This window comes from Polaromonas sp. (assembly GCF_016185115.1).
Classification (GTDB): domain Bacteria; phylum Pseudomonadota; class Gammaproteobacteria; order Burkholderiales; family Burkholderiaceae_C; genus Polaromonas.
Window position 1 is genome coordinate 174,983 of record NZ_JACPOF010000015.1, and the last position, 18,034, is coordinate 193,016.

Sequence of the window (18,034 nt, forward strand, 5' to 3'; positions counted from 1 at the left end):
CTAGGGCAAACCCTGTGCCAGTTGGAAAAAATCTATTTAAATCAAAGACTTAAAGGGAAAATCTCCAGTGACAAACTGTATCAGCGCCAAACCAGACCGCAAAAAGCCACTTTTTGTCTCCAACTGGCGACAAATTCTCGAGGGAAAAGGTCTTTATCCTTTTAAATCAAACACTTATGAAGTCGCTGACAAGCGACGTCAAATCAGGGATTACCCTGAGTTTCGGGCTTGAAGTGGCCGGGCGTGAGGCCGTGCTTTTGCATCAGGCGGTAGAACTCTGTACGGTTGCGGTCGGCCAGTCGGGCCGCATCGGCCACGTTGCCGTCGGTCAGCTTGAGCAGGTCGACCAGGTAGCCACGTTCAAAGCGCTGGCGAGCCTCGGCCAGCGTCAACACCTGGATGCTGGGCACCCGCAGGGCGCGCTGTATCAATGTCAGGGGAATCAGGGGCGTGGTGGCCAGAGCGCAGACCTGCTCGACCACGTTGTAAAGCTGGCGCACATTGCCCGGCCAGGCCGCAGTCGCCAGTGCCTTCAGGGCTTCGGGCGCGAAACCGCTGAGCCGTTTGCTGTATTTTGCCGCCAGCTTGACCAGGAAGTGGTTGGCCAGCAGGGGGATGTCTTCACGCCGCTCGGACAGTGGCGGCAGGGTCAAGGTGACCACGTTGAGGCGGTAATAAAGGTCGGTCCTGAACTGGCCGTCGGCCATGGCGGCGTCCAGGTCCTTGTGGGTGGCCGAGAGGATGCGCACGTCCACCGGTATGGACTGGCTGGAACCCAGCGGCCTGACGACACGTTCCTGCAGCACCCGCAGCAGCTTGACCTGCAGGGCCAGCGGCATATCGCCGATTTCATCGAGCAGCAGGGTGCCGCCTTCAGCCGCCTGGAACAGGCCTTTGTGGTTGGCCACGGCGTCAGTGAAGGCGCCTTTGACGTGGCCAAAGAGTTCTGACTCCAGCAGGGCCTCGGGAATGGCGCCGCAGTTGACAGCGATAAACGGGTGGGAGGCGCGCGCGCTGGCGCGGTGAATGGCCTGGGCCAGCATCTCCTTGCCGGTGCCGCTTTCACCGCGCAGCATGACGCTGGCATCGGATTGCGCGATCAGCCGGGCTTCAGCAAGCGTTTCGGCCATGCGGCTGGAACGGCTGATGATCTCGGCCTGCCAGCTGTCACTTTTGCCGCCGCTTTGCACCGGGGAGGGCGGCGAGCTCAACGCCAGGGCCTGCGCAATCTTGCCCTCCAGCGCCTTGCCGTCGAAAGGCTTGGTGAGGTAGGTGAATACGCCGCGTTCGGTAGCTTCCACCGCATCGGGAATGGTGCCGTGTGCGGTCAGCAAAATCACCGGCAGCGACGGGTGGCGAGCGCGTATGTCGTCAAAGAGGGCCAGGCCGTCACGGCCCGGCAGGCGCACATCGCTGAGTACCAGTTGCGGCCTTTCGATGTCGAGCAGGTTAAGGGCTGCTTCTGCTGAAGTGGCTGTGCTGACCTTGTAGCCGGCGGCATTGAGCCGCATGGTGAGCAGGCGCAGCATGTCCGCATCGTCATCGACGACCAGCAGGTGTGCGGTGTTCTGCGTCACGGAATGGCCGTTCTGGCCCGGCCGCGCGAGGCCGCCGGCGCCGAGGCTCCGGGCCGTGGTGTGAGGCTGCGTTCGATTTCCTTGAGGGCCTCGAGTTTGTCGTTGGTCTGGTCGAGGCGGCGCTGGGTCTCGCGCAACTGCTGCCCCTGTCGATCGAGCTGGTCCTCAACACGCCGTTGTTCAGCGTAGCGTGCAGCCAGCAGTCTGGCCAGTGGGTGCAGGGCGCGTGCCTCGGCGCTGCCGCTGGCAAGAACACGCTGCAGAAGATCCTGCCCGCGTACGAGGTCGTAGAGCTGCCTGGTCTGTATCAGCGCGAGAGCCAGGCGCAATTGGTCATCAGGTGTCGGGGCGTCGCCCAGGCGCGCAATTTCCTGCGCGAGCTCGTTGCCCGGGAGGGTGCGAATCCTGTCGGCATAGGCCAGTACGGGGGTGAGGGCGTCGGCGGCTGGCTGCGGCGGCGTGACGGCAGGGGGTGCTGACTGCAATTCCACGGCGACGGGGCCGGCCTTTACCTGCTGCACTGGCTGCGTGACAGCGGTGCTGCATCCTGCAAAAAAGCACATGGCCAGCAGCGCGTTGGCTGTTGTCACAGCGCGCCGCGTCCTTGCCGGTATATCAATGTCTGAAAGCATGCGGAAGTTCAATCCTGAAGTGTGCACCGGGGCTGTCGGGGATGAGATTTACGCGGCCACCATGTGCGGAAATATATTCGTGAACGATGGACAGGCCAATACCACTGCCGCGAATCGCGTCAAGCGGCTGGCGTTCACCGCGAAAAAAAGGCTCAAAAACGCGTTTGCGATCGGCTTCAGCAATGCCTGGCCCCTCGTCCTGAATGTCAATGCAAACACTCTCCGGCAGTTTCCTGAGCCGGATGCGCAACAGGCCGCCGACAGGAGAAAAGCGTATGGCATTTGAAATCAGGTTGGCGATGGCTGTGCCGATTTTTTCAGCGTCGACTTCCATCTGCACGGCCTCGCCTTCGACGCTGACCCTGAGTTCGCGCGCGCGCCACTGAAGGCGTTGTGCTTCAACCTGGGCTTCCACGAGCTGGACGAGGTCGGTCTTTTCGCGGTGCAGCTGGCGCGCCTCAAATGCTGCGGCATTGAACTGCAGAAGGTCTTCAATCTGGCCCTGCAGCACGCCGGTGTTGTGGCGCAGTATCCTGGCGACCTCGCGCTGGTTGTCGCTGAGTTCGCCCGCCACACCGTCTTCGAGCAGCGACACGCCCTCACGCAGTGATGCCAGCGGTGTCTTGAGTTCGTGCGAAATGTGCCGCAGAAACCGCGCCTTGTCGGCGTCCAGCTCGACCAGCCTGAGGCGCAGCCAGTCAAGTCGCTGGCCGACCAGTTGCAGGTCGGCAGGTCCCTGAATGGCGATGGATTCATCGAGGCGGTTTTCACCGAGGCCGATGATGGCTTTCTCAAGCTGCCTGAGCGGCCTTGTCAGCCAGATGCCGAATGCCAGTGCAAGGGCGATGGCCAGCACGACCGCAGAAATCACCTGTCGTGCCAGCGATGCGCGGCTGGATTCCAGCGTGTCCAGCAGGCCGCGGTTTTGCGCCTCGATGGTTTGCTGCACCTGCTGGGCGATGGCGGTGCTGACGACATCCATCTCGCGGAACTCGCGCGCAACCTGCTGCTCACGCTCCACGGCACTGGCGATGGGCCCCGTCAAGAGGGTCGTGATGGCCTCGACACGGGTTTTCCATTGGGTAATCAGTTCGTCGGGAACACCCTGCCTGGCCAGGCGTTCAAGAACTGCCGCTGCGTCTCGCGCGGCGGTGATGAAGCGGTCGCGCAGCACCCTGTCCTCCAGCACGATGGCCTGGCGCGATGCGCGCTCCATGGAGACGCTGCGCTCCGTCAGTGACTGTGCTGCGGCGCTCAGCTCGAGCGCTTTTGCCGCGCTTTGCCGGCTCTGGGTGGTCAGAGATTCAAGCGTGTAGAGCGCACGCAGCGACGAGGCACCCAGCAGCGCTGCGATGAGCAAAAAAGCCATCACCAGAAGCTGGCGAAATGAAATCCGCTTGAACACTGTTGTTCCGTTTGTGCCTTCGTCAGGTGGTTTTATCAGGCGGTGACGACGAGGTCCTGGGCCTCAAGCTGAACGACCTCACCGCGCAATGAGCGTTGCGGTGCTTCGGTGATGCGCACGTCCACCAGCTGGCCTATCAGCCTTTCAGGGCCGTTGAACACAACAGCGCGATTGCATTCGGTTCGGCCAAAGAGCGCGTCAGTCGTCTTGCGTGCCGCACCTTCGACGAGCACGCGCTGCACTGTGCCCAGGCGGCTGGCGCTGATGGCGCGGACGTTCTCGTCGATCGCGGCCTGCAGGCGTTGCAGTCGCCTGAGCTTGACCTCGTGCGGTGTATCGTCCTGCAGGTTGGCCGCAGGCGTGCCTGGTCTGGGGCTGTAAATGAAACTGAAGGAGGTGTCGTAACCCACGTCGTCTATAAGCTTCATCAGCTTGTCGAAGTCATCTTCGGTTTCACCGGGGAAGCCGACGATGAAGTCGCTGCTCATGGCCAGGTCAGGGCGGATGGCGCGCAGCTTGCGGATGGTGCTTTTATATTCCATCGCGGTATAGCCGCGCTTCATGGCCATCAGTATGCGATCAGAACCGTGCTGAACCGGCAGGTGCAAGTGGTTGACCAGCTTGGGCAGTTTTGCATAGGCGTCAATCAGGCTCTGCGTGAATTCATTCGGGTGGCTTGTGACGTAGCGGATCCGCTCTATGCCGGGAATGTCAGACACATACTCAAGCAGCGTGGCGAAGTCCGCCATATCCGCGGTCTTTCCCATGGGGCCGCGATAGGCATTGACGTTCTGACCCAGCAAGGTGACCTCCTTGACGCCCTGGTCGGCCAGCACGGCGACCTCCACCAGGACATCCTCAAACGGCCGGGACACTTCTTCGCCGCGGGTGTAGGGCACCACGCAGTAACTGCAGTACTTGGAGCAACCTTCCATGATGCTCACAAAAGCGCTTGCGCCTTCCACGCGTGCCGGGGGCAAGTGGTCAAATTTTTCGATTTCGGGAAAGCTGATGTCCACCTGGGGTTTGTTGAGGCGGGCACGCTTTTCAAGCATGTCGGGCAGGCGGTGCAGGGTTTGCGGGCCAAACACCACATCGACATAAGGCGCACGCTGGATGATGGCCGCGCCTTCCTGGCTGGCCACACAGCCGCCCACGCCGATGAGCACGCCCTTGGCCTTGAGATGCTTGACGCGGCCAAGGTCGCTGAAGACTTTTTCCTGGGCCTTTTCGCGCACCGAGCAGGTGTTGAACAGGATGAGATCAGCCTGATCCATGTCCAGCGTGGGCTCGTAACCCTGGGCGGCACGCAGCACGTCGGACATCTTGTCCGAGTCGTACTCGTTCATCTGGCAGCCAAAGGTCTTGATGAATACTTTTTTGCTCATGATTTGTTGTCCAGTGTGTCGCCGATGCGCTGCCGCACATGCCGGCGTGGGCCCGGGCAGGGCCTTGTTACTTGTACGGGGGCAGCTTGTCGTAGGGCGTGTTGCCGTCGTCAGACGCAGGTGTCGTCTCGAACATGGAGCGGATGTTGTTCAAAATGCCGCCGCCGTCCTCGCCAGGCATTTTTTGCCGGGCTTCCTCAGCATTGAGCACCCAGATTTGCTGCAACAGGCCAGTGTTGTCCCGCAGGTACCTCACCGGCAATTTCACGTTGACAAGCGTGCCGGAGAGCACCAGGTTGTTGTTGGCATCGCGTATGCGAATGCCGGGTGACAGGCGGTCTGCCTTGCCGTCCAGGGCCACATCTGGCGGGGTGACAATCACCAGCTCGCCACGCCTGGCGAGTTTCGGGAATTGCCTGATGTTGGGTTTGACGGTTTCGCCCGTCTGGGCCAGTGCCGGGGGCGTCAGCGGTGCCATGCCCATTGCAGCCAGGAGGCAGGCAAGAAATACATGTGTGCAGCGGTTCATGGTTTATATCCAGAGGCTGTGAAGTGATAAAGCCCCAGGGTGTTGAGGCCTGAGGCTTTTGAATTTTGGTGGTGATAGGTGGATTTGAACCACCGACATCAGCATTATGAATGCTGCGCTCTAACCAACTGAGCTATATCACCGTCAGGCCGACATTATAGCGGCTTGAAAGACCGGCGCCGGGGCCGGGTTTCAGGAATGCGTAAAGGCCGGCTTGCGCTTGTTGACGAAGGCGTCCATGCCTTCCTTCTGATCGTGCGTGGCAAACATCGAATGGAACATGCGCCGTTCGAACATCACACCGTCGCTCAGCGAGCTTTCGAAGGCGCGGTTCACCGACTCCTTGGCCGCCATCACAGCCAACTGGCCGTAGCCGCAAATCATCAGGGCCGCGCCCAGCGCTTCTTCCATCAGCTTGTCCAGCGGCACGACGCGGCTGACGAGGCCGGAGCGCTCGGCTTCCGTGGCGTCCATCATGCGACCTGTCAGCGCCAGGTCCATGGCCTTGGCTTTGCCGACTGCGCGTGGCAGCCGCTGCGTACCACCTGCGCCCGGGATGATGCCGAGCTTGATCTCGGGCTGGCCGAATTTTGCATTGTCTGCCGCAATGATGAAGTCGCACATCATGGCCAGCTCGCAGCCGCCGCCGAGCGCAAAGCCGCTGACTGCTGCAACCACGGGCTTGCGTATGCCGCGAATCTGTTCCCAGTTGCGGGTAATGAAGTCCTTGCCGTAGGCGTCGGCAAAGCCATACTGCGCCATCGCGCCGATGTCGGCGCCGGCGGCGAAGGCTTTTTCACTGCCCGTGAGGATGATGCAGCCTACCGTGTCGTCGGCATCAAAGGCTTTCAGGGCGCTGGCCAGTTCATCCATGAGCTGGTCGTTGAGCGCATTGAGCTGCTTGGGGCGGTTCAGGGTGACGATGCCCACCTTGCGTGTATTGGGGCCCTGGGTCGAGGTCAAAATCGTTTCGTAAGTCACGGAGGTCTCCTTTTTTGCAGGATGCCATCATGCCATGGCCCGCACCGTCATAAAGGCACAATGAGCATGCTGATACGCGCAAACTTCCAAGGAGACATCCCATGACAAACCCCGGGCCTGCGGCCGGCGCCGAAACAACCGTCCTTTATTCAACTCAGGGTGCCGTCGCACTGGTGACGCTGAACCGCCCCCAGGCGTTGAACAGCTTCACGCGCCAGATGCACCGCGATCTGGGTGCCGCACTGGACCGTGCCGAGGCCGACAGGACCATACGCGCGCTCGTCATCACCGGAGCCGGGCGCGGCTTTTGCGCCGGTGCCGATCTGTCCGAATTTGACCTGGCGCCCGGCCCCAACCTGGTGGAGCGCGCCGATCCGGGGCCTGTCATCGAGCAGGCCTTTAACCCAACCGCGCGCCGGCTCACCAGCCTGCGGATGCCGACCATTGCAGCCGTCAACGGTGTGGCGGCGGGTGCGGGGTCGTCGCTGGCGCTGACATGCGATATCGCCTTTGCCGCGCCCAACGCCAGTTTTGTGCAGGCCTTCAGCAAAATCGGCCTGGTGCCTGATGCGGGCGGCAGCTGGCTGCTGGTCCAGAAGCTGGGACTGGCGCGGGCAACGATGCTTGCCATGACCGGCGACAAGCTGTCTGCTGCGCAGGCGAAGGAATGGGGAATGATCTGGGAAGTGGCGGATGACGCAGTAGCCGCCGCACTGGCCATGGCCCAGCGCCTGGCTGTCATGCCCACACAGGCGCTGGTCGCTACCCGGCATCTGCTGCGGGAGGGAACGACACGAACCCTGCATCAGCAGCTTGATGCCGAGCGCAATCTTCAGACAGAGATGGGCCGGACCCATGACTACATCGAGGGTGTGACGGCCTTTCTTGAAAAGCGGCCTGCTGCTTTTCAAGGCGAGTAAACAGATTCACGTTGATGCGGCATGGGCTGGCTCAGCGCCCAGCCAGCGGTCGACTTTTGTCGCATCCTGCACCGCCAGCCGCCAGGTCGTGAGCGACGGCGGCATGGCCAGTTCAAGCCGCAGCAAACGCTTGTCGCGCGATACCAGTGCAATAACTTTTTTGGCGCCGCCTGCGTAAAGCGGCAGGTCATCAAGTCGGTTAATGCGCCAACCCGTGGTGGGATTGCCAGCCTTTATTTTTGTTGCAGTTTCTACGCCCAGCCATTCATCACCGGCAGCAAAACCGGCCTTCTCCGCGATGCCGCCGCGCAGCACTGCCTTGACCTGCAGGCCATTGCTTTCACTTACACGCACTCCCAGGCGATGCGCAAGTTGCGCGGGATCTTCAAACACCGACACCCCGTGTGCCTGCAAAAGCTCTTTCAAGGGCAGTTCACCCTTGCCATGCACCCAGGCAGCCAGCTCTGCTGCAAATGAACGCCGGCCAATTGCCTGCAACGCCCCTGAAAAATCTTCTTCACGCATGGGTCCGGCCTTGCAGCTTTGCCAGAGCGTGCGCATCACCTCGTCAAGCGACGATGCCGGCGTTTTGCCTTCGAGGCGCAGGGTCAGGTCGAAACACAGGGCTAACAGTGAGCCCTTGGTGTAATAACTGACCGTGGCGTTCGGGGTGTTCTCGTCCTGCCGGTAATACTTCACCCACGCATCAAAACTTGCCTCAGCCACCGATTGCAGCAGGCGGCCTGGCGTCTGCATGACCTGGTTGATGGTCTTGTTCAGCAGGCGCAGGTAGCCAGCGTTGTCGAGCAAACCTGTCCGGCGCAGGAACAGGTCGTCGTAGTAACTCGTGAAGCCCTCAAAAAACCAAAGCAACTCGCTGTAGTTTTCACGGTCATAGTCGTAACGCGCAAATTCTGCCGGGCGCAGCCGTTTCACGTTCCAGGTGTGGAAATATTCATGGCTGAGGAGTCCACGCAGAATGGTGTAGCCCTCCGACACCTTGCCGGATTTTGTTTCGTCAGGTGCCGGCAGGCGCGGCAAATCCTGTCGTTTGCAGATCAGCGCCGTTGAGTTGCGGTGCTCCAGGCCCCCATATCCATCGTCCACTGCATTGAGCATGAAGAGATAACTTTTGAATGGGGGCTTCTTGCTGCCGTGCCAGAACCGGATCTGCGCTTCGCAGATTTTTTTGGCGTCTTCAAGCAGGCGCTCACCGTCAAAAGCCGGCAGTGCGCCTGCCACGACAAAACGATGTGGCACGCCGCAGGCCTTGAAGCTGCCGCTCCAGAAATTGCCCATCTCGACCGGGCAATCAACGAGTTCATCGTAATCGGCCGCCACGTAGCTGCCAAAGCCCTGCCTGTTGATTTTTTTTGCGGCGAGGCCTGTGGCCACCGACCAGCCTTCAACCGCGTCGCGACCTGCAGGTTGAGGCAATTCGAGTACATGCGCCGTGTGTTCCTGCTCCTCTACCTTGAGGCAGAGGCTGGTGCCGTTGAAGAACCCTCGGGTCCTGTCCAGCCAGGCTGTGCGGACCGAGTTGTCATACGCATAGACCTGGTAGCGCAATACCAGCGGCTGCTTTGTCGTACAGTTGATTTGCCAGGTGTTTTTGTCCAGCTGTTTTGCGGCAATTGCGCGTCCGGCCTGCCTCGCTTCAAGCCCGCCCAGGTTTTTGGAGAACTCGCGAATGAGGTAACTGCCAGGAATCCACACAGGCAGCGAAACCCGCTGTTCCGCGGCAGGCTTTGCAACCGTCAGCGTGATGCTGAAGAGGTGGGCATTGGGGTCGGCGATCTCAATGCGGTAGTGGACGGGGGCGCTTGCGGCAACGCGGGCGGCGGGCAATGATTGTGTGGGGACGGTGCGGGGCATGGGTAAAAGAATACCGCACTGCCGCCGCGGCATGGTTGTCACGGGGCTTTTCAGCCCTGCTGGCGAACCAGAACCTTAAGGTTTTTTACTTTGCATCCGCCAGGAACTTCTCGACCTGCTGTGAGCTGATGGCACCGGGCACGCGCGAACCATCCGCAAAAAAGAGGGTGGGCGTGCCTGTGATCTTGTATTTGCGGCCAAACTCGATATTGCGTTCAAGAGCCGTGGTATCACAGCTGGCTTTGGGTACAGGCTGGTCGCGCACCATAAGGTCCTGCCAGACCTTGCCCTTGTCTTTGGCGCACCAGATGTTTTTTGCCTTGTCGGTGGAGTCTGTACCCAGTATGGGGTAGAGAAACATGTGGATGGTCACATCCGTCACTTTCTGCAGGTCACGCTCAAACCGCTTGCAGTAGCCACAATTCGGGTCTTCAAACACGACCAGCTTTCGTTTGCCGTTACCCCGTACGATCGTGAAAGAGTCCTTGACCGGAATCGCGCTGAATTCAATGGCATTGAGTTTCTCGACACGTTCTTCCGTCAGATTGCGTTTGGCTTTTGTGTCGATGAGGTTGCCCTGCACAAGGAAGTTGCCTTCGCCATCGGTGTAAAAAATATCACTGTCGTTCACGCGCACTTCGAACAGGCCGTTCATGGGTGTCCTGCTGACCTCGTCGATTTTTGAGAACGCGGGCAGCCTTTCCGCCAGATTCTTCCGTATGGTTGCTTCCTGTGGCAAGGGCGGCGCAGCCCAGCCAATGGAGGCAACACCGGTGATCAGCAGACCCAGGGCCCAGGCGGTTTTTGAAAATGTCATGCTCAATCCTGATTCTCGAAACTTATAAACCTGTTGCTTGCCGGACCACCCATGATTTGAGTGGGCCGCTGCGCGCAAAATTCTTCAATCCCCAGTGCCGCAGTGCCTGCCAGCGTACGTCTGTCTGGGCAAACAGGCCATGCAGGCCATCCGTCACCGTACCCATGGCTGCTACGTCCGCCTTGCGGGCACGTTCATAACGCCTGAGAAGCTTTTCGTCGCCCAATCCGCGCCAGTATTCCCGTTGGCCAATCACGCCAGCCAGTTCTGCCGCATCTGCCAGACCGAGATTCAGGCCCTGGCCTGCCAGCGGATGCACAGTATGCGCTGCGTCACCTGCCAGGGCCCAGCCAGGTCCCACCCAGCGGTCTGCCTTTGAGAGAGCCAAAGGCCAGCTGCTGCGTTCGCTGGCCAAGGTCAGCTGGCCGGGCTTGCCGCCGCAATCGGCCTGCAAGGCCGCGCAGAACGCTTCGGCCCCGAGTTTTTGCAAGGCATCTGCACGCTCCGCAGAGACAGACCACACCAGCGCCAGAGAGTTCCCGGCGGCGCCGGATATTGGCAAAAGCGCCAGAATCTCACCGTTTTTGAACCACTGGCGTGCGATGCCCTGATGCGGCTGGCTTGATGTGAGGCGTGCAGCAACCGCTTTTTGGGGGTAGGGCTTGACGGTCCAGGTGGCACCGAACTCGCTGCGGCTGCTGCTCTTTTGACCTTCGCAAATGACCTGCAGAGCGGCTTTGACAGGCTCCGCAAGTAATTCAATCTGCGGCTGGAAACGTACTGCCTGCGCCAACTGGTGCTCAAGTGCCGGAACATCCACTATCCAGGCGAGCGCATCGAGGGGGTTTTCGCTGGCCGTGAAATCAATTTCGCTGCCGTCGTCGCCCCAGATTTCCATTTTTGAAACGGGAGTTGTGCTGAGCCCTTCAGGCCACGCCCTGAGGCTTTCAAGCAGTTCCCGGGAGGCATTGTTCAGGGCATACGCCCGAACGTCTTCGCTTCTGGCTACCGGGACGGCAGGTTTGATCGTGAGGACGACCCGCAGGCGTTCGCGGGCAAGCAGCAGGGCCAGCGTGTGGCCGACCACGCCGCCGCCGCGGATACAGACATCAAAGTGCTGGGACATTCCTCATTCTAGGAGGCTGGCGCAAAATCGCGTGGCGGAGTTTTTCCTGGCCAACTGCCGTTTTCTTAAAAGGACGTTTTCGTGAGCGATGTATCAAAAGAAAATTTCGACGCCGATGCGAATGCAGTCATCTCGCAGCTGTTCATCTATCCGGTCAAATCATGTGCTGGCATTGAGGTGCAGGAGGCCATCCTCACGGAAACCGGCCTGGAGTTTGACCGGGCCTGGATGGTGGTGGATGGGCAGGGGGAATTCCTGACGCAACGTCAGCTGCCGCGTATGGCACTCATCAGGCCGCAACTGAAAAACTACGAGATGGTGCTGCGCGCACCCGGCATGTTGGCCCTGCATGTCAACCTCAACGAGGTGGAAGAACCGATGCACGCCAGGATCTGGGACGAGGAAGTCAAGGCCTACGACATGGGGGCAATCGCCGCCCAGTGGTTCACGGATTTCCTCGGTGTCACTGCTCGTCTCGTGCGGTTTGACCCTGATCACAAACGGGTCAGTAGCCGCCACTGGACCGGTGGGGTTGAGGCCTTGAACCAGTTCAGCGATGGATTTCCGGTATTGGTCATTAGCCAGGCATCACTGGACTTCTTGAATGAAAAACTGGTTAAGTCCGGAGCGTCGGCAGTGACCATGGAACGTTTTCGCCCCAATCTGGTCCTGGGCCATTCCGGACAGGATTTGTCACCGCACGATGAGGACAGGTTAGACATGCTGGGCATTCCGACAGACCAGGGCCTGGTGCGGCTCCGGCCAGTCAAGCCCTGCCCGCGTTGCCCGATACCGAACATTGACCCGGTGACAGCTGTCCCGGGCACGGAAGTCGGGGACACGCTGCAGGCCTACAGGCAGGATGCCCGCGTGGACGGTGCCGTCACCTTCGGCATGAACGCCATCATTCTCGAGGGTCTGGAGCATGTTCTCAAGGTGGGGCAGGCTGTTGGCGCCAGTTACCGCTTTGACTAGGGCATGAAAAGGGGGCTATGGTGGCCAGCCCCTCCTCAGGCTCTGGATGGCTCCATCAGGGCAGCGTCATCCGGGGTTTCTTCGCCGGACATGAGCGGCATCGGTTTGGTCATTTCGGGTTCGAGAAAACGAATCGGCCGCCGGCTTCGTGGGCCCATTTGCTGAACAAGGTCCGCCAGCGCCTGGCCAATCTCGGTGTCGCTGCCCTGACGCTCATTGAGCAAGACGGCAGCTATATGAAATTGCAGCACGATTTCAGGCTTGAGGCCCTTGAGCGGCATCAGTCCTGCTGCAATCAGCCGGGCTGCCAGTTCGGTCACTGGGCCACGGGTTGAAACACCTTCGAGAACCAGGCCGAACCTTGCCTCGTCCACGCGCCCTACGGTGTCTACATCGCGCAGGATACGGCGAAGTTTGATGACGCTGCGCAGAAGACTCTGTTCTGCCACTGCCGTACCCCAGGTCTTCTTGATGTACTTGTAGTTCACAAGCTCGATGTAAACCACCGCTGCGTCTTCGCGGTGCCGTCTTGCCCGCGCCACAATCTGCTTGAAGCGGTCCTGGAAAATGTGGGGGGTCAGCAGGCCCGTGAGTGCATCCTGGCTGACAAGGGCCTGTGCCCGTGCCTCTACGCTGTGCCGTTCCCTCGACCGCATGTTGAGGGCAATCAGAAGAAGCGGCATTTCGAAAATCAACCCGATCATCAAGCCATAGCGTGACAGCCAGGTCGTCGGCATGAAGCCGACGACATTGACGAGCAGTAGCAGCGTAGCGACTGCCATGGGCGTAAAGGCTGCGAGTGTCCACAGCCCTATCACGTCATTGCGTTTCCAGGTCGTCCAGGCTCGGGCCAGTCCAATCACCACGACCAGGCTTAAATAGCTTGCAACCATGGGAACGCCAATATGGCGTTCCAGCACGGCGTAGGCCAGCGCGAGCGGGAGCGACGCAACGCCTGCGAGGTGGCCGGCATGCTCAAACCAGCGGTGCCGCAAGCCAAGCCCACAGAGATGGTGTATGACCAGCAGGGCCGCACCACCGGCAAGTATGCCCAGGACGCCCGGTGCAAGGTCATTCCAGCCATCGGCGTTGGGCCAGAGCAAATGTCCTGCAACGCCGGTCCAGGCCGCCATGACCAGTGTCAATATGGATGCGTAGAGTGCATACCAGCCATAAGCGCGGTCCCGGTAAATGCGGCTTTGCACGATGCAGGCCACGACAAGCAGAAGCAGGGCCCCGGACACCAGCCCGGCCACCAGGTATTCGAATTGCAGGCGCTGGCTTTGGCTGATTTGGGTACTTGCACTGACCGGCACGCTCATGCTTGTGACGTTCTGGATGCGTACATAGACATCGTGTACGCCGGAGTCAGGCAAGCGCAACTGGAACTGGGCATAGCGACCTGGCACTGGCCAGGTGGCTACGGCTAAGGTATCGCCGGCAGTGAGGCTGTTCCAGTTTCCTGCAGCAGTGCTCTGGTAGACCGTGACCCTGTCCAGCAAAGGTTGTGGAAATGCCAGCACCCACTCCTGCTGCGATGTCTCGGCCTTGGAAAAGCGGTAGTGCTGCCAGAGCACGCCTTCCCTTCCCAGGGCATAGACCTGGCCAGCTCTGGATGGAGTGAACAGGGCTTTGCGCGAGGCTGCTGCAATCAGGTCAGTGCCAGCTTTGCCTTCGACATCTATCCATGAATTGCTGGCGCCGCTGACGTCTATCATGGGTGTCTGGTCGGTCAGCGTGGTGACAGGTTGTGCATGGGTCGCGACGCAGAACAGCAGGGGCAGACAGGCTGCCAGAAACGAAGTAAATCGGCCGTGCAATGACCTTGCCTCGCGCAGGAATACGGGCCGGAAGTCGTATCGAATACACTTTGCAACCTGTTTTTGAAGGTTTGTCATGAGTTTGAAGTGCGGCATTGTAGGCTTGCCTAACGTCGGTAAATCCACCCTGTTCAATGCGTTGACCAAGGCCGGGATTGCTGCCGAAAATTATCCTTTTTGTACTATCGAGCCGAACGTGGGCGTGGTGGAATTGCCCGATGCGAGATTGGCGCAATTGGCGGAAATCGTCAAGCCCGAACGTATCGTTCCCGCCATAGTTGAATTTGTTGATATCGCAGGGCTGGTTGCGGGTGCCAGCACGGGCGAAGGTCTGGGCAACAAATTTCTTGCCCATATCCGGGAGACCGACGCCACCGTCAATGTGGTCCGCTGCTTTGAAGATGACAACGTGATTCATGTGGCCGGCAAGGTGGACCCCATCTCCGACATTGAAGTAATCCAGACCGAGTTGTGTCTGGCTGACCTCGCGGCTGTCGAGAAGGCTTTGCATCGCGTCACGAAGACTGCCCGCTCGGGCGACAAGGAGTCTGTCAAGCTGGTCGCCATACTTGAGAAGTGCCAGGCTGCCCTCAACGATACGAAGCCGGTTCGAACCATCGATTTCAGCAAGGAAGAGCGCCCGCTCGTGAACCAGTTCTTCCTCATTACGGCAAAGCCTGCCATGTTCGTGGCCAATGTTGCCGAAGATGGGTTCGAGAACAATCCTTTCCTTGATCGCCTCAAGGCTTACGCTGCTGCGCAGCATGCGCCTGTGGTTGCCATTTGCGCCAAGATGGAAGCCGAGATGGCGGATATGGACGAAGAGGACAAAAAAATGTTTCTCGCGGAGATCGGTCAGGAAGAGCCCGGACTCAATCGCCTCATCATGGCGGCCTACAAGCTGCTTGGCCTGCAAACCTATTTCACCGCTGGCGTGAAAGAGGTCAGGGCATGGACCATTCATGTCGGTGATACGGGGCCTCAGGCCGCTGGCGTGATCCATACGGATTTCGAGAAGGGCTACATCCGGGCCCAGACGATTGCCTTTGACGACTACATCTCTTTCAGGGGCGAGCAGGGTGCCAAGGATGCCGGCAAGATGCGTAGCGAAGGCAAGGAATACGTCGTCAAGGATGGTGACGTCATGAACTTCCTGTTTAGCAGCTAGCCATGTACACCCCTGCCTGTGCTCACCGTGTGTAGCCCATTCTGCCCTTGCAGGGGACGCCGCTGGCGGCCCGGCAAAGCCGGTTCCGCGGCGGCTTGGGCTTGGCGCAATCGGGCAACACAGACGCCATGACAGAGCCGGTGCGCCTCGCCAAACGACTTGCGGAAATGCTCCGGTGCTCTCGTCGCGAGGCCGAGCAATACATTGAGGGCGGCTGGGTTACGGTTGATGGCGTGGTTGTGGAAGAGCCGCAGTTTCGCGTTGCAGCGCAATTGATCGAAGTGGCAAAGGATGCCAGTCTTCTGGCACCGGCATCGGTGACCATTCTGTTGCACAAGCCGGCAGGTCACGAGGCGGATTTGTCACTGGCCACGCACTCGCCTGAAGACCGCTCAGGCATCAAGCAACTCAAAAAACACTTCAGTGCCGCCGAACTGGTAAGCCCGCTGGCCATCCCCGCCAGCGGACTGGTGGTTTTCACGGACGACTGGCGTGTTGCGCGCAAGCTGCGTGAAGACGCTGCAGTAATGGAGCATGAGGTGATTGTCGATGTCAGTGGTGACATGAAACCCGGTGGGCTTGAACGGCTGAACCGGGTCGATCACGGCTTCACTTTCAATGGCGTATTGCTTCCGCCGGCAAAAGTCAGCTGGCAAAACGAAACCCGTCTGCGCTTTGCGCTCAAGGGTGAGCGTCCAGGTCAGATTGCATATTTCTGCGAAAGCGTTGGATTGCGCGTTGAAGCCATGAAACGTATACGGGTAGGCCGCGTGCCCATGAGCAGCCTGGCGATCGGGCACTGGCGTTATCTGTTGCCTCAAGAGCGTTTTTAAGCTCAGGCCCCGAACAACCTGCCTGCCGTGCCCGGAAAGGCCCAGATGAGGCTGCCGGTCATCAGGAAATAACGAAGGAATTTGCCGATCGCCATATAAGCCAGGCAAGGCCAGAAGGAAAACCTTAGCCAGCCGGCGACTGCGCACAGCGGGTCACCCACCACGGGCAACCAGGCGAGCAGGCAAGCCTTGGGGCCCAGCTTTTCAAGCCATCGCACCGCCCGCCCATGGTGAGATGAGTGTTGATATTTGTCGACGGCTTTGTGCGCTCCATAACCTATCCACCAATCGAGCGCGCCGCCCAGCGTATTGCCGGTTGTCGCTACCAGTACGGCAGGCCAGAACATCGCGGGATTGATTTTCACCAGCCCGAACACCACTGGTTCAGAGCCCAGTGGCAACAAGGTCGCGGATATGAATGACACGACAAACACCGTGCTCAAGCCGTACTCAGGCAGCGCCAGCAGGTCTATCAGGTGTTGTATCCAGGCTTCCATTCGTTTTCAAGTATAGGCAGGTGGTCAACGCGAGCTGTCAGGAAGATACCTGCAACCAGGTGGGTAACTGACTCTCGGATTTCAATTGCTGAAATTTTAGGCAGCTACAATCATGCCTTCTTTTTGAGCAAAGCCTTCCCTGACCCACATGAAAATCGGCACTTACGCCCTGGCAAACAATGTGTTTGTCGCGCCCATGGCCGGCGTGACGGACAGGCCTTTCCGGATGTTGTGCAAGGCGCTTGGTGCTGGTTACGCCGTTAGTGAAATGGTGACATCCCGTCGTGACCTGTGGGATACGCTCAAGACTTCGCGCCGTGCCAACCACGAAGGAGAGGCGGAACCGATTGCCGTGCAGATAGCGGGCACCGATGCACGGATGATGGCAGATGCAGCCGCCTACAACATTGATCGAGGCGCACAGATCGTTGATATCAACATGGGATGCCCGGCCAAGAAGGTCTGCAACAAATGGGCCGGATCGGCGCTGATGCAGGATGAGACGTTGGCATTGCAGATTGTCGAAGCAGTGGTTGCTGTCTGTTCGCCGCGGAACGTGCCCGTCACACTCAAAATGCGGACCGGTTGGGCGCAGGAACATAAAAATGCTGTGGTGATTGCGCGTGCAGCGGAGGGTGCGGGCGTGCAGATGGTGACTGTGCATGGCCGTACCCGGGAGCAGGGCTACAAGGGCTTTGCTGAATATGACACGATTGCCGAGGTAAAGACCTGGCTGCGTATTCCGGTGGTGGCCAATGGTGATATCGACAGCCCTGAAAAAGTTCGCGACGTGTTGGCTTACACCGGGGCCGATGCCGTGATGCTGGGCCGCGTGGCGCAAGGTCGTCCCTGGATATTTCGCGAGGTGACGCATTTCATGGCCACTGGCACGCACCTTGCACCCCCATTGGTGGTTGAGGTGAAGCGTTTGCTGGTTGATCATTTGCTGGATCACTATTCGCTTTATGGTGCATTTACGGGCGTACGCAGCGCGCGCAAACATATCGGCTGGTATGTCAAGAGCCTGCCCGGTGGCGAGGCCTTCCGTGCGGCCATGAATCTGCTGGAGGATGCCGATGCCCAACTATTGGCCGTGGCTGCTTTTTTTGACAGCCTGGGGGGGCAGATGGACCGGATTCCGCTGGCGGGGAATGAACGTGCCGGACTGGTGCCTGGACTGAAACAATATGAAAATATCGAGGAATCCGCTGCATGAGCAAAAAACAGATCGAAGACTGCGTACGTAGCAGTCTTGAAGGCTACTTCAGGGATTTGCGCGGCACCGAGCCAGATGGCATGTACGACATGATGGTGCGAGTGGTTGAAAAGCCGTTGCTGGAGGTTGTGATGCAGCACGCCGACCAGAATCAATCGCGCGCTGCCGAGTGGCTGGGACTCAACCGCAATACCCTGCGCAAAAAACTTCTTGATCACAAACTGATCAGGTAAGCCCACCAGCACCCGCCTGTTTTTTCAACATAACCAGACAAC

17 protein-coding genes and 1 tRNA gene are annotated in these 18,034 nt (G+C 59.5%); 6 read left to right on the forward strand and 12 right to left on the reverse strand.

Going from position 1 to position 18,034, the window contains the following annotated elements; all coding sequences use genetic code 11:
- Positions 1-203 precede the first annotated feature (203 nt).
- The 7 genes from HYX42_RS07290 to HYX42_RS07320 all read right to left on the reverse strand — a co-directional run bounded on the left by HYX42_RS07290 (position 204) and on the right by HYX42_RS07320 (position 6,512).
- Positions 204-1,577 carry a sigma 54-interacting transcriptional regulator gene (locus HYX42_RS07290; protein WP_293401369.1) on the reverse strand — a complete coding sequence of 458 codons (1,374 nt, stop codon included), beginning with the start codon at positions 1,575-1,577 and terminating at the stop codon, positions 204-206.
- The gene (locus HYX42_RS07295; protein ID WP_293401371.1) at positions 1,574-2,167 is read right to left on the reverse strand and encodes a hypothetical protein; all 594 of its coding nucleotides are present in this window, start codon (positions 2,165-2,167) and stop codon (positions 1,574-1,576) included. The genes HYX42_RS07290 and HYX42_RS07295 overlap by 4 nt, the downstream gene beginning before the upstream one ends.
- A 25-nt stretch (positions 2,168-2,192) precedes the next feature.
- Positions 2,193-3,578 (reverse strand): HAMP domain-containing sensor histidine kinase, encoded by a 1,386-nt coding sequence (locus HYX42_RS07300; protein ID WP_293402425.1) that lies wholly within the window; start codon positions 3,576-3,578, stop codon positions 2,193-2,195.
- 71 nt (positions 3,579-3,649) lie between these two features.
- Positions 3,650-5,002 (reverse strand): tRNA (N6-isopentenyl adenosine(37)-C2)-methylthiotransferase MiaB, encoded by a 1,353-nt coding sequence (miaB, locus tag HYX42_RS07305; RefSeq protein ID WP_293401373.1) that lies wholly within the window; start codon positions 5,000-5,002, stop codon positions 3,650-3,652.
- 67 nt (positions 5,003-5,069) lie between these two features.
- Positions 5,070-5,531 carry a hypothetical protein gene (locus HYX42_RS07310; RefSeq protein ID WP_293401375.1) on the reverse strand — a complete coding sequence of 154 codons (462 nt, stop codon included), beginning with the start codon at positions 5,529-5,531 and terminating at the stop codon, positions 5,070-5,072.
- A gap of 66 nt (positions 5,532-5,597) precedes the next feature.
- Positions 5,598-5,674, reverse strand: a tRNA-Met gene (locus HYX42_RS07315).
- Positions 5,675-5,723: 49 nt separating this feature from the next.
- Positions 5,724-6,512, reverse strand: a complete 789-nt coding sequence (locus HYX42_RS07320) for an enoyl-CoA hydratase (protein ID WP_293401377.1) — start codon at positions 6,510-6,512, stop codon at positions 5,724-5,726.
- A gap of 101 nt (positions 6,513-6,613) precedes the next feature.
- On the opposite strand from HYX42_RS07320, the gene HYX42_RS07325 reads away from it, so the two are divergent.
- Positions 6,614-7,432: an enoyl-CoA hydratase-related protein gene (locus HYX42_RS07325; protein ID WP_293401379.1), complete on the forward strand. Its 819-nt coding sequence runs from the start codon at positions 6,614-6,616 to the stop codon at positions 7,430-7,432.
- Positions 7,433-7,438: 6 nt separating this feature from the next.
- On the opposite strand, the gene HYX42_RS07330 is transcribed toward HYX42_RS07325, so the two are convergent.
- From HYX42_RS07330 to HYX42_RS07340, 3 genes are all read right to left on the reverse strand, one after another.
- Positions 7,439-9,307, reverse strand: coding sequence for a peptidase M61 (locus tag HYX42_RS07330; RefSeq protein ID WP_293401381.1), 1,869 nt, complete (start codon positions 9,305-9,307; stop codon positions 7,439-7,441).
- Positions 9,308-9,392: 85 nt separating this feature from the next.
- Positions 9,393-10,124, reverse strand: coding sequence for a DsbC family protein (locus HYX42_RS07335; protein ID WP_293401383.1), 732 nt, complete (start codon positions 10,122-10,124; stop codon positions 9,393-9,395).
- 22 nt (positions 10,125-10,146) lie between these two features.
- Positions 10,147-11,250, reverse strand: a complete 1,104-nt coding sequence (locus tag HYX42_RS07340; RefSeq protein ID WP_293401385.1) for an FAD-dependent monooxygenase — start codon at positions 11,248-11,250, stop codon at positions 10,147-10,149.
- An 81-nt stretch (positions 11,251-11,331) separates the two neighbouring features.
- Here HYX42_RS07340 and HYX42_RS07345 point away from each other — a divergent pair, with 81 nt between their 5' ends.
- The gene (locus HYX42_RS07345; protein WP_293401387.1) at positions 11,332-12,225 is read left to right on the forward strand and encodes an MOSC N-terminal beta barrel domain-containing protein; all 894 of its coding nucleotides are present in this window, start codon (positions 11,332-11,334) and stop codon (positions 12,223-12,225) included.
- Between the two features lie 35 nt (positions 12,226-12,260).
- Here the strand turns inward: HYX42_RS07345 and HYX42_RS07350 are convergent, their stop codons facing one another.
- Positions 12,261-14,123 (reverse strand): 7TM diverse intracellular signaling domain-containing protein, encoded by a 1,863-nt coding sequence (locus HYX42_RS07350; protein WP_293401389.1) that lies wholly within the window; start codon positions 14,121-14,123, stop codon positions 12,261-12,263.
- On the opposite strand from HYX42_RS07350, the gene ychF reads away from it, so the two are divergent.
- Both ychF and HYX42_RS07360 read left to right on the forward strand, forming a co-directional pair.
- The gene (gene ychF / locus HYX42_RS07355) at positions 14,122-15,213 is read left to right on the forward strand and encodes a redox-regulated ATPase YchF (RefSeq protein ID WP_293401391.1); all 1,092 of its coding nucleotides are present in this window, start codon (positions 14,122-14,124) and stop codon (positions 15,211-15,213) included. The genes HYX42_RS07350 and ychF overlap by 2 nt on opposite strands.
- Before the next feature lie 128 nt (positions 15,214-15,341).
- Positions 15,342-16,046 carry an rRNA pseudouridine synthase gene (locus HYX42_RS07360; RefSeq protein ID WP_293401393.1) on the forward strand — a complete coding sequence of 235 codons (705 nt, stop codon included), beginning with the start codon at positions 15,342-15,344 and terminating at the stop codon, positions 16,044-16,046.
- Positions 16,047-16,048: 2 nt separating this feature from the next.
- On the opposite strand, the gene HYX42_RS07365 is transcribed toward HYX42_RS07360, so the two are convergent.
- Positions 16,049-16,543: a YqaA family protein gene (locus HYX42_RS07365; RefSeq protein WP_293401395.1), complete on the reverse strand. Its 495-nt coding sequence runs from the start codon at positions 16,541-16,543 to the stop codon at positions 16,049-16,051.
- Positions 16,544-16,691: 148 nt separating this feature from the next.
- Here HYX42_RS07365 and dusB point away from each other — a divergent pair, with 148 nt between their 5' ends.
- Positions 16,692-17,759, forward strand: a complete 1,068-nt coding sequence (dusB, locus tag HYX42_RS07370; protein ID WP_293401397.1) for a tRNA dihydrouridine synthase DusB — start codon at positions 16,692-16,694, stop codon at positions 17,757-17,759.
- Positions 17,756-17,992: a Fis family transcriptional regulator gene (locus HYX42_RS07375; protein ID WP_293401399.1), complete on the forward strand. Its 237-nt coding sequence runs from the start codon at positions 17,756-17,758 to the stop codon at positions 17,990-17,992. Before dusB ends, HYX42_RS07375 begins: the two co-directional genes overlap by 4 nt.
- Positions 17,993-18,034 lie beyond the last annotated feature (42 nt).

Coding starts and splice junctions, on each gene's coding strand:
- HYX42_RS07360 (WP_293401393.1), top strand. CDS start 15,342: ATGACAGAGCCGGTGCGCCTCGCCAAACGACTTGCGGAAATGCTCCGG.
- HYX42_RS07330 (WP_293401381.1), bottom strand. CDS start 9,307: ATGCCCCGCACCGTCCCCACACAATCATTGCCCGCCGCCCGCGTTGCC.
- dusB (WP_293401397.1), top strand. CDS start 16,692: ATGAAAATCGGCACTTACGCCCTGGCAAACAATGTGTTTGTCGCGCCC.
- HYX42_RS07375 (WP_293401399.1), top strand. CDS start 17,756: ATGAGCAAAAAACAGATCGAAGACTGCGTACGTAGCAGTCTTGAAGGC.
- HYX42_RS07365 (WP_293401395.1), bottom strand. CDS start 16,543: ATGGAAGCCTGGATACAACACCTGATAGACCTGCTGGCGCTGCCTGAG.
- miaB (WP_293401373.1), bottom strand. CDS start 5,002: ATGAGCAAAAAAGTATTCATCAAGACCTTTGGCTGCCAGATGAACGAG.
- HYX42_RS07310 (WP_293401375.1), bottom strand. CDS start 5,531: ATGAACCGCTGCACACATGTATTTCTTGCCTGCCTCCTGGCTGCAATG.
- ychF (WP_293401391.1), top strand. CDS start 14,122: ATGAGTTTGAAGTGCGGCATTGTAGGCTTGCCTAACGTCGGTAAATCC.
- HYX42_RS07300 (WP_293402425.1), bottom strand. CDS start 3,578: ATGGCTTTTTTGCTCATCGCAGCGCTGCTGGGTGCCTCGTCGCTGCGT.
- HYX42_RS07340 (WP_293401385.1), bottom strand. CDS start 11,250: ATGTCCCAGCACTTTGATGTCTGTATCCGCGGCGGCGGCGTGGTCGGC.
- HYX42_RS07350 (WP_293401389.1), bottom strand. CDS start 14,123: ATGACAAACCTTCAAAAACAGGTTGCAAAGTGTATTCGATACGACTTC.
- HYX42_RS07335 (WP_293401383.1), bottom strand. CDS start 10,124: ATGACATTTTCAAAAACCGCCTGGGCCCTGGGTCTGCTGATCACCGGT.
- HYX42_RS07325 (WP_293401379.1), top strand. CDS start 6,614: ATGACAAACCCCGGGCCTGCGGCCGGCGCCGAAACAACCGTCCTTTAT.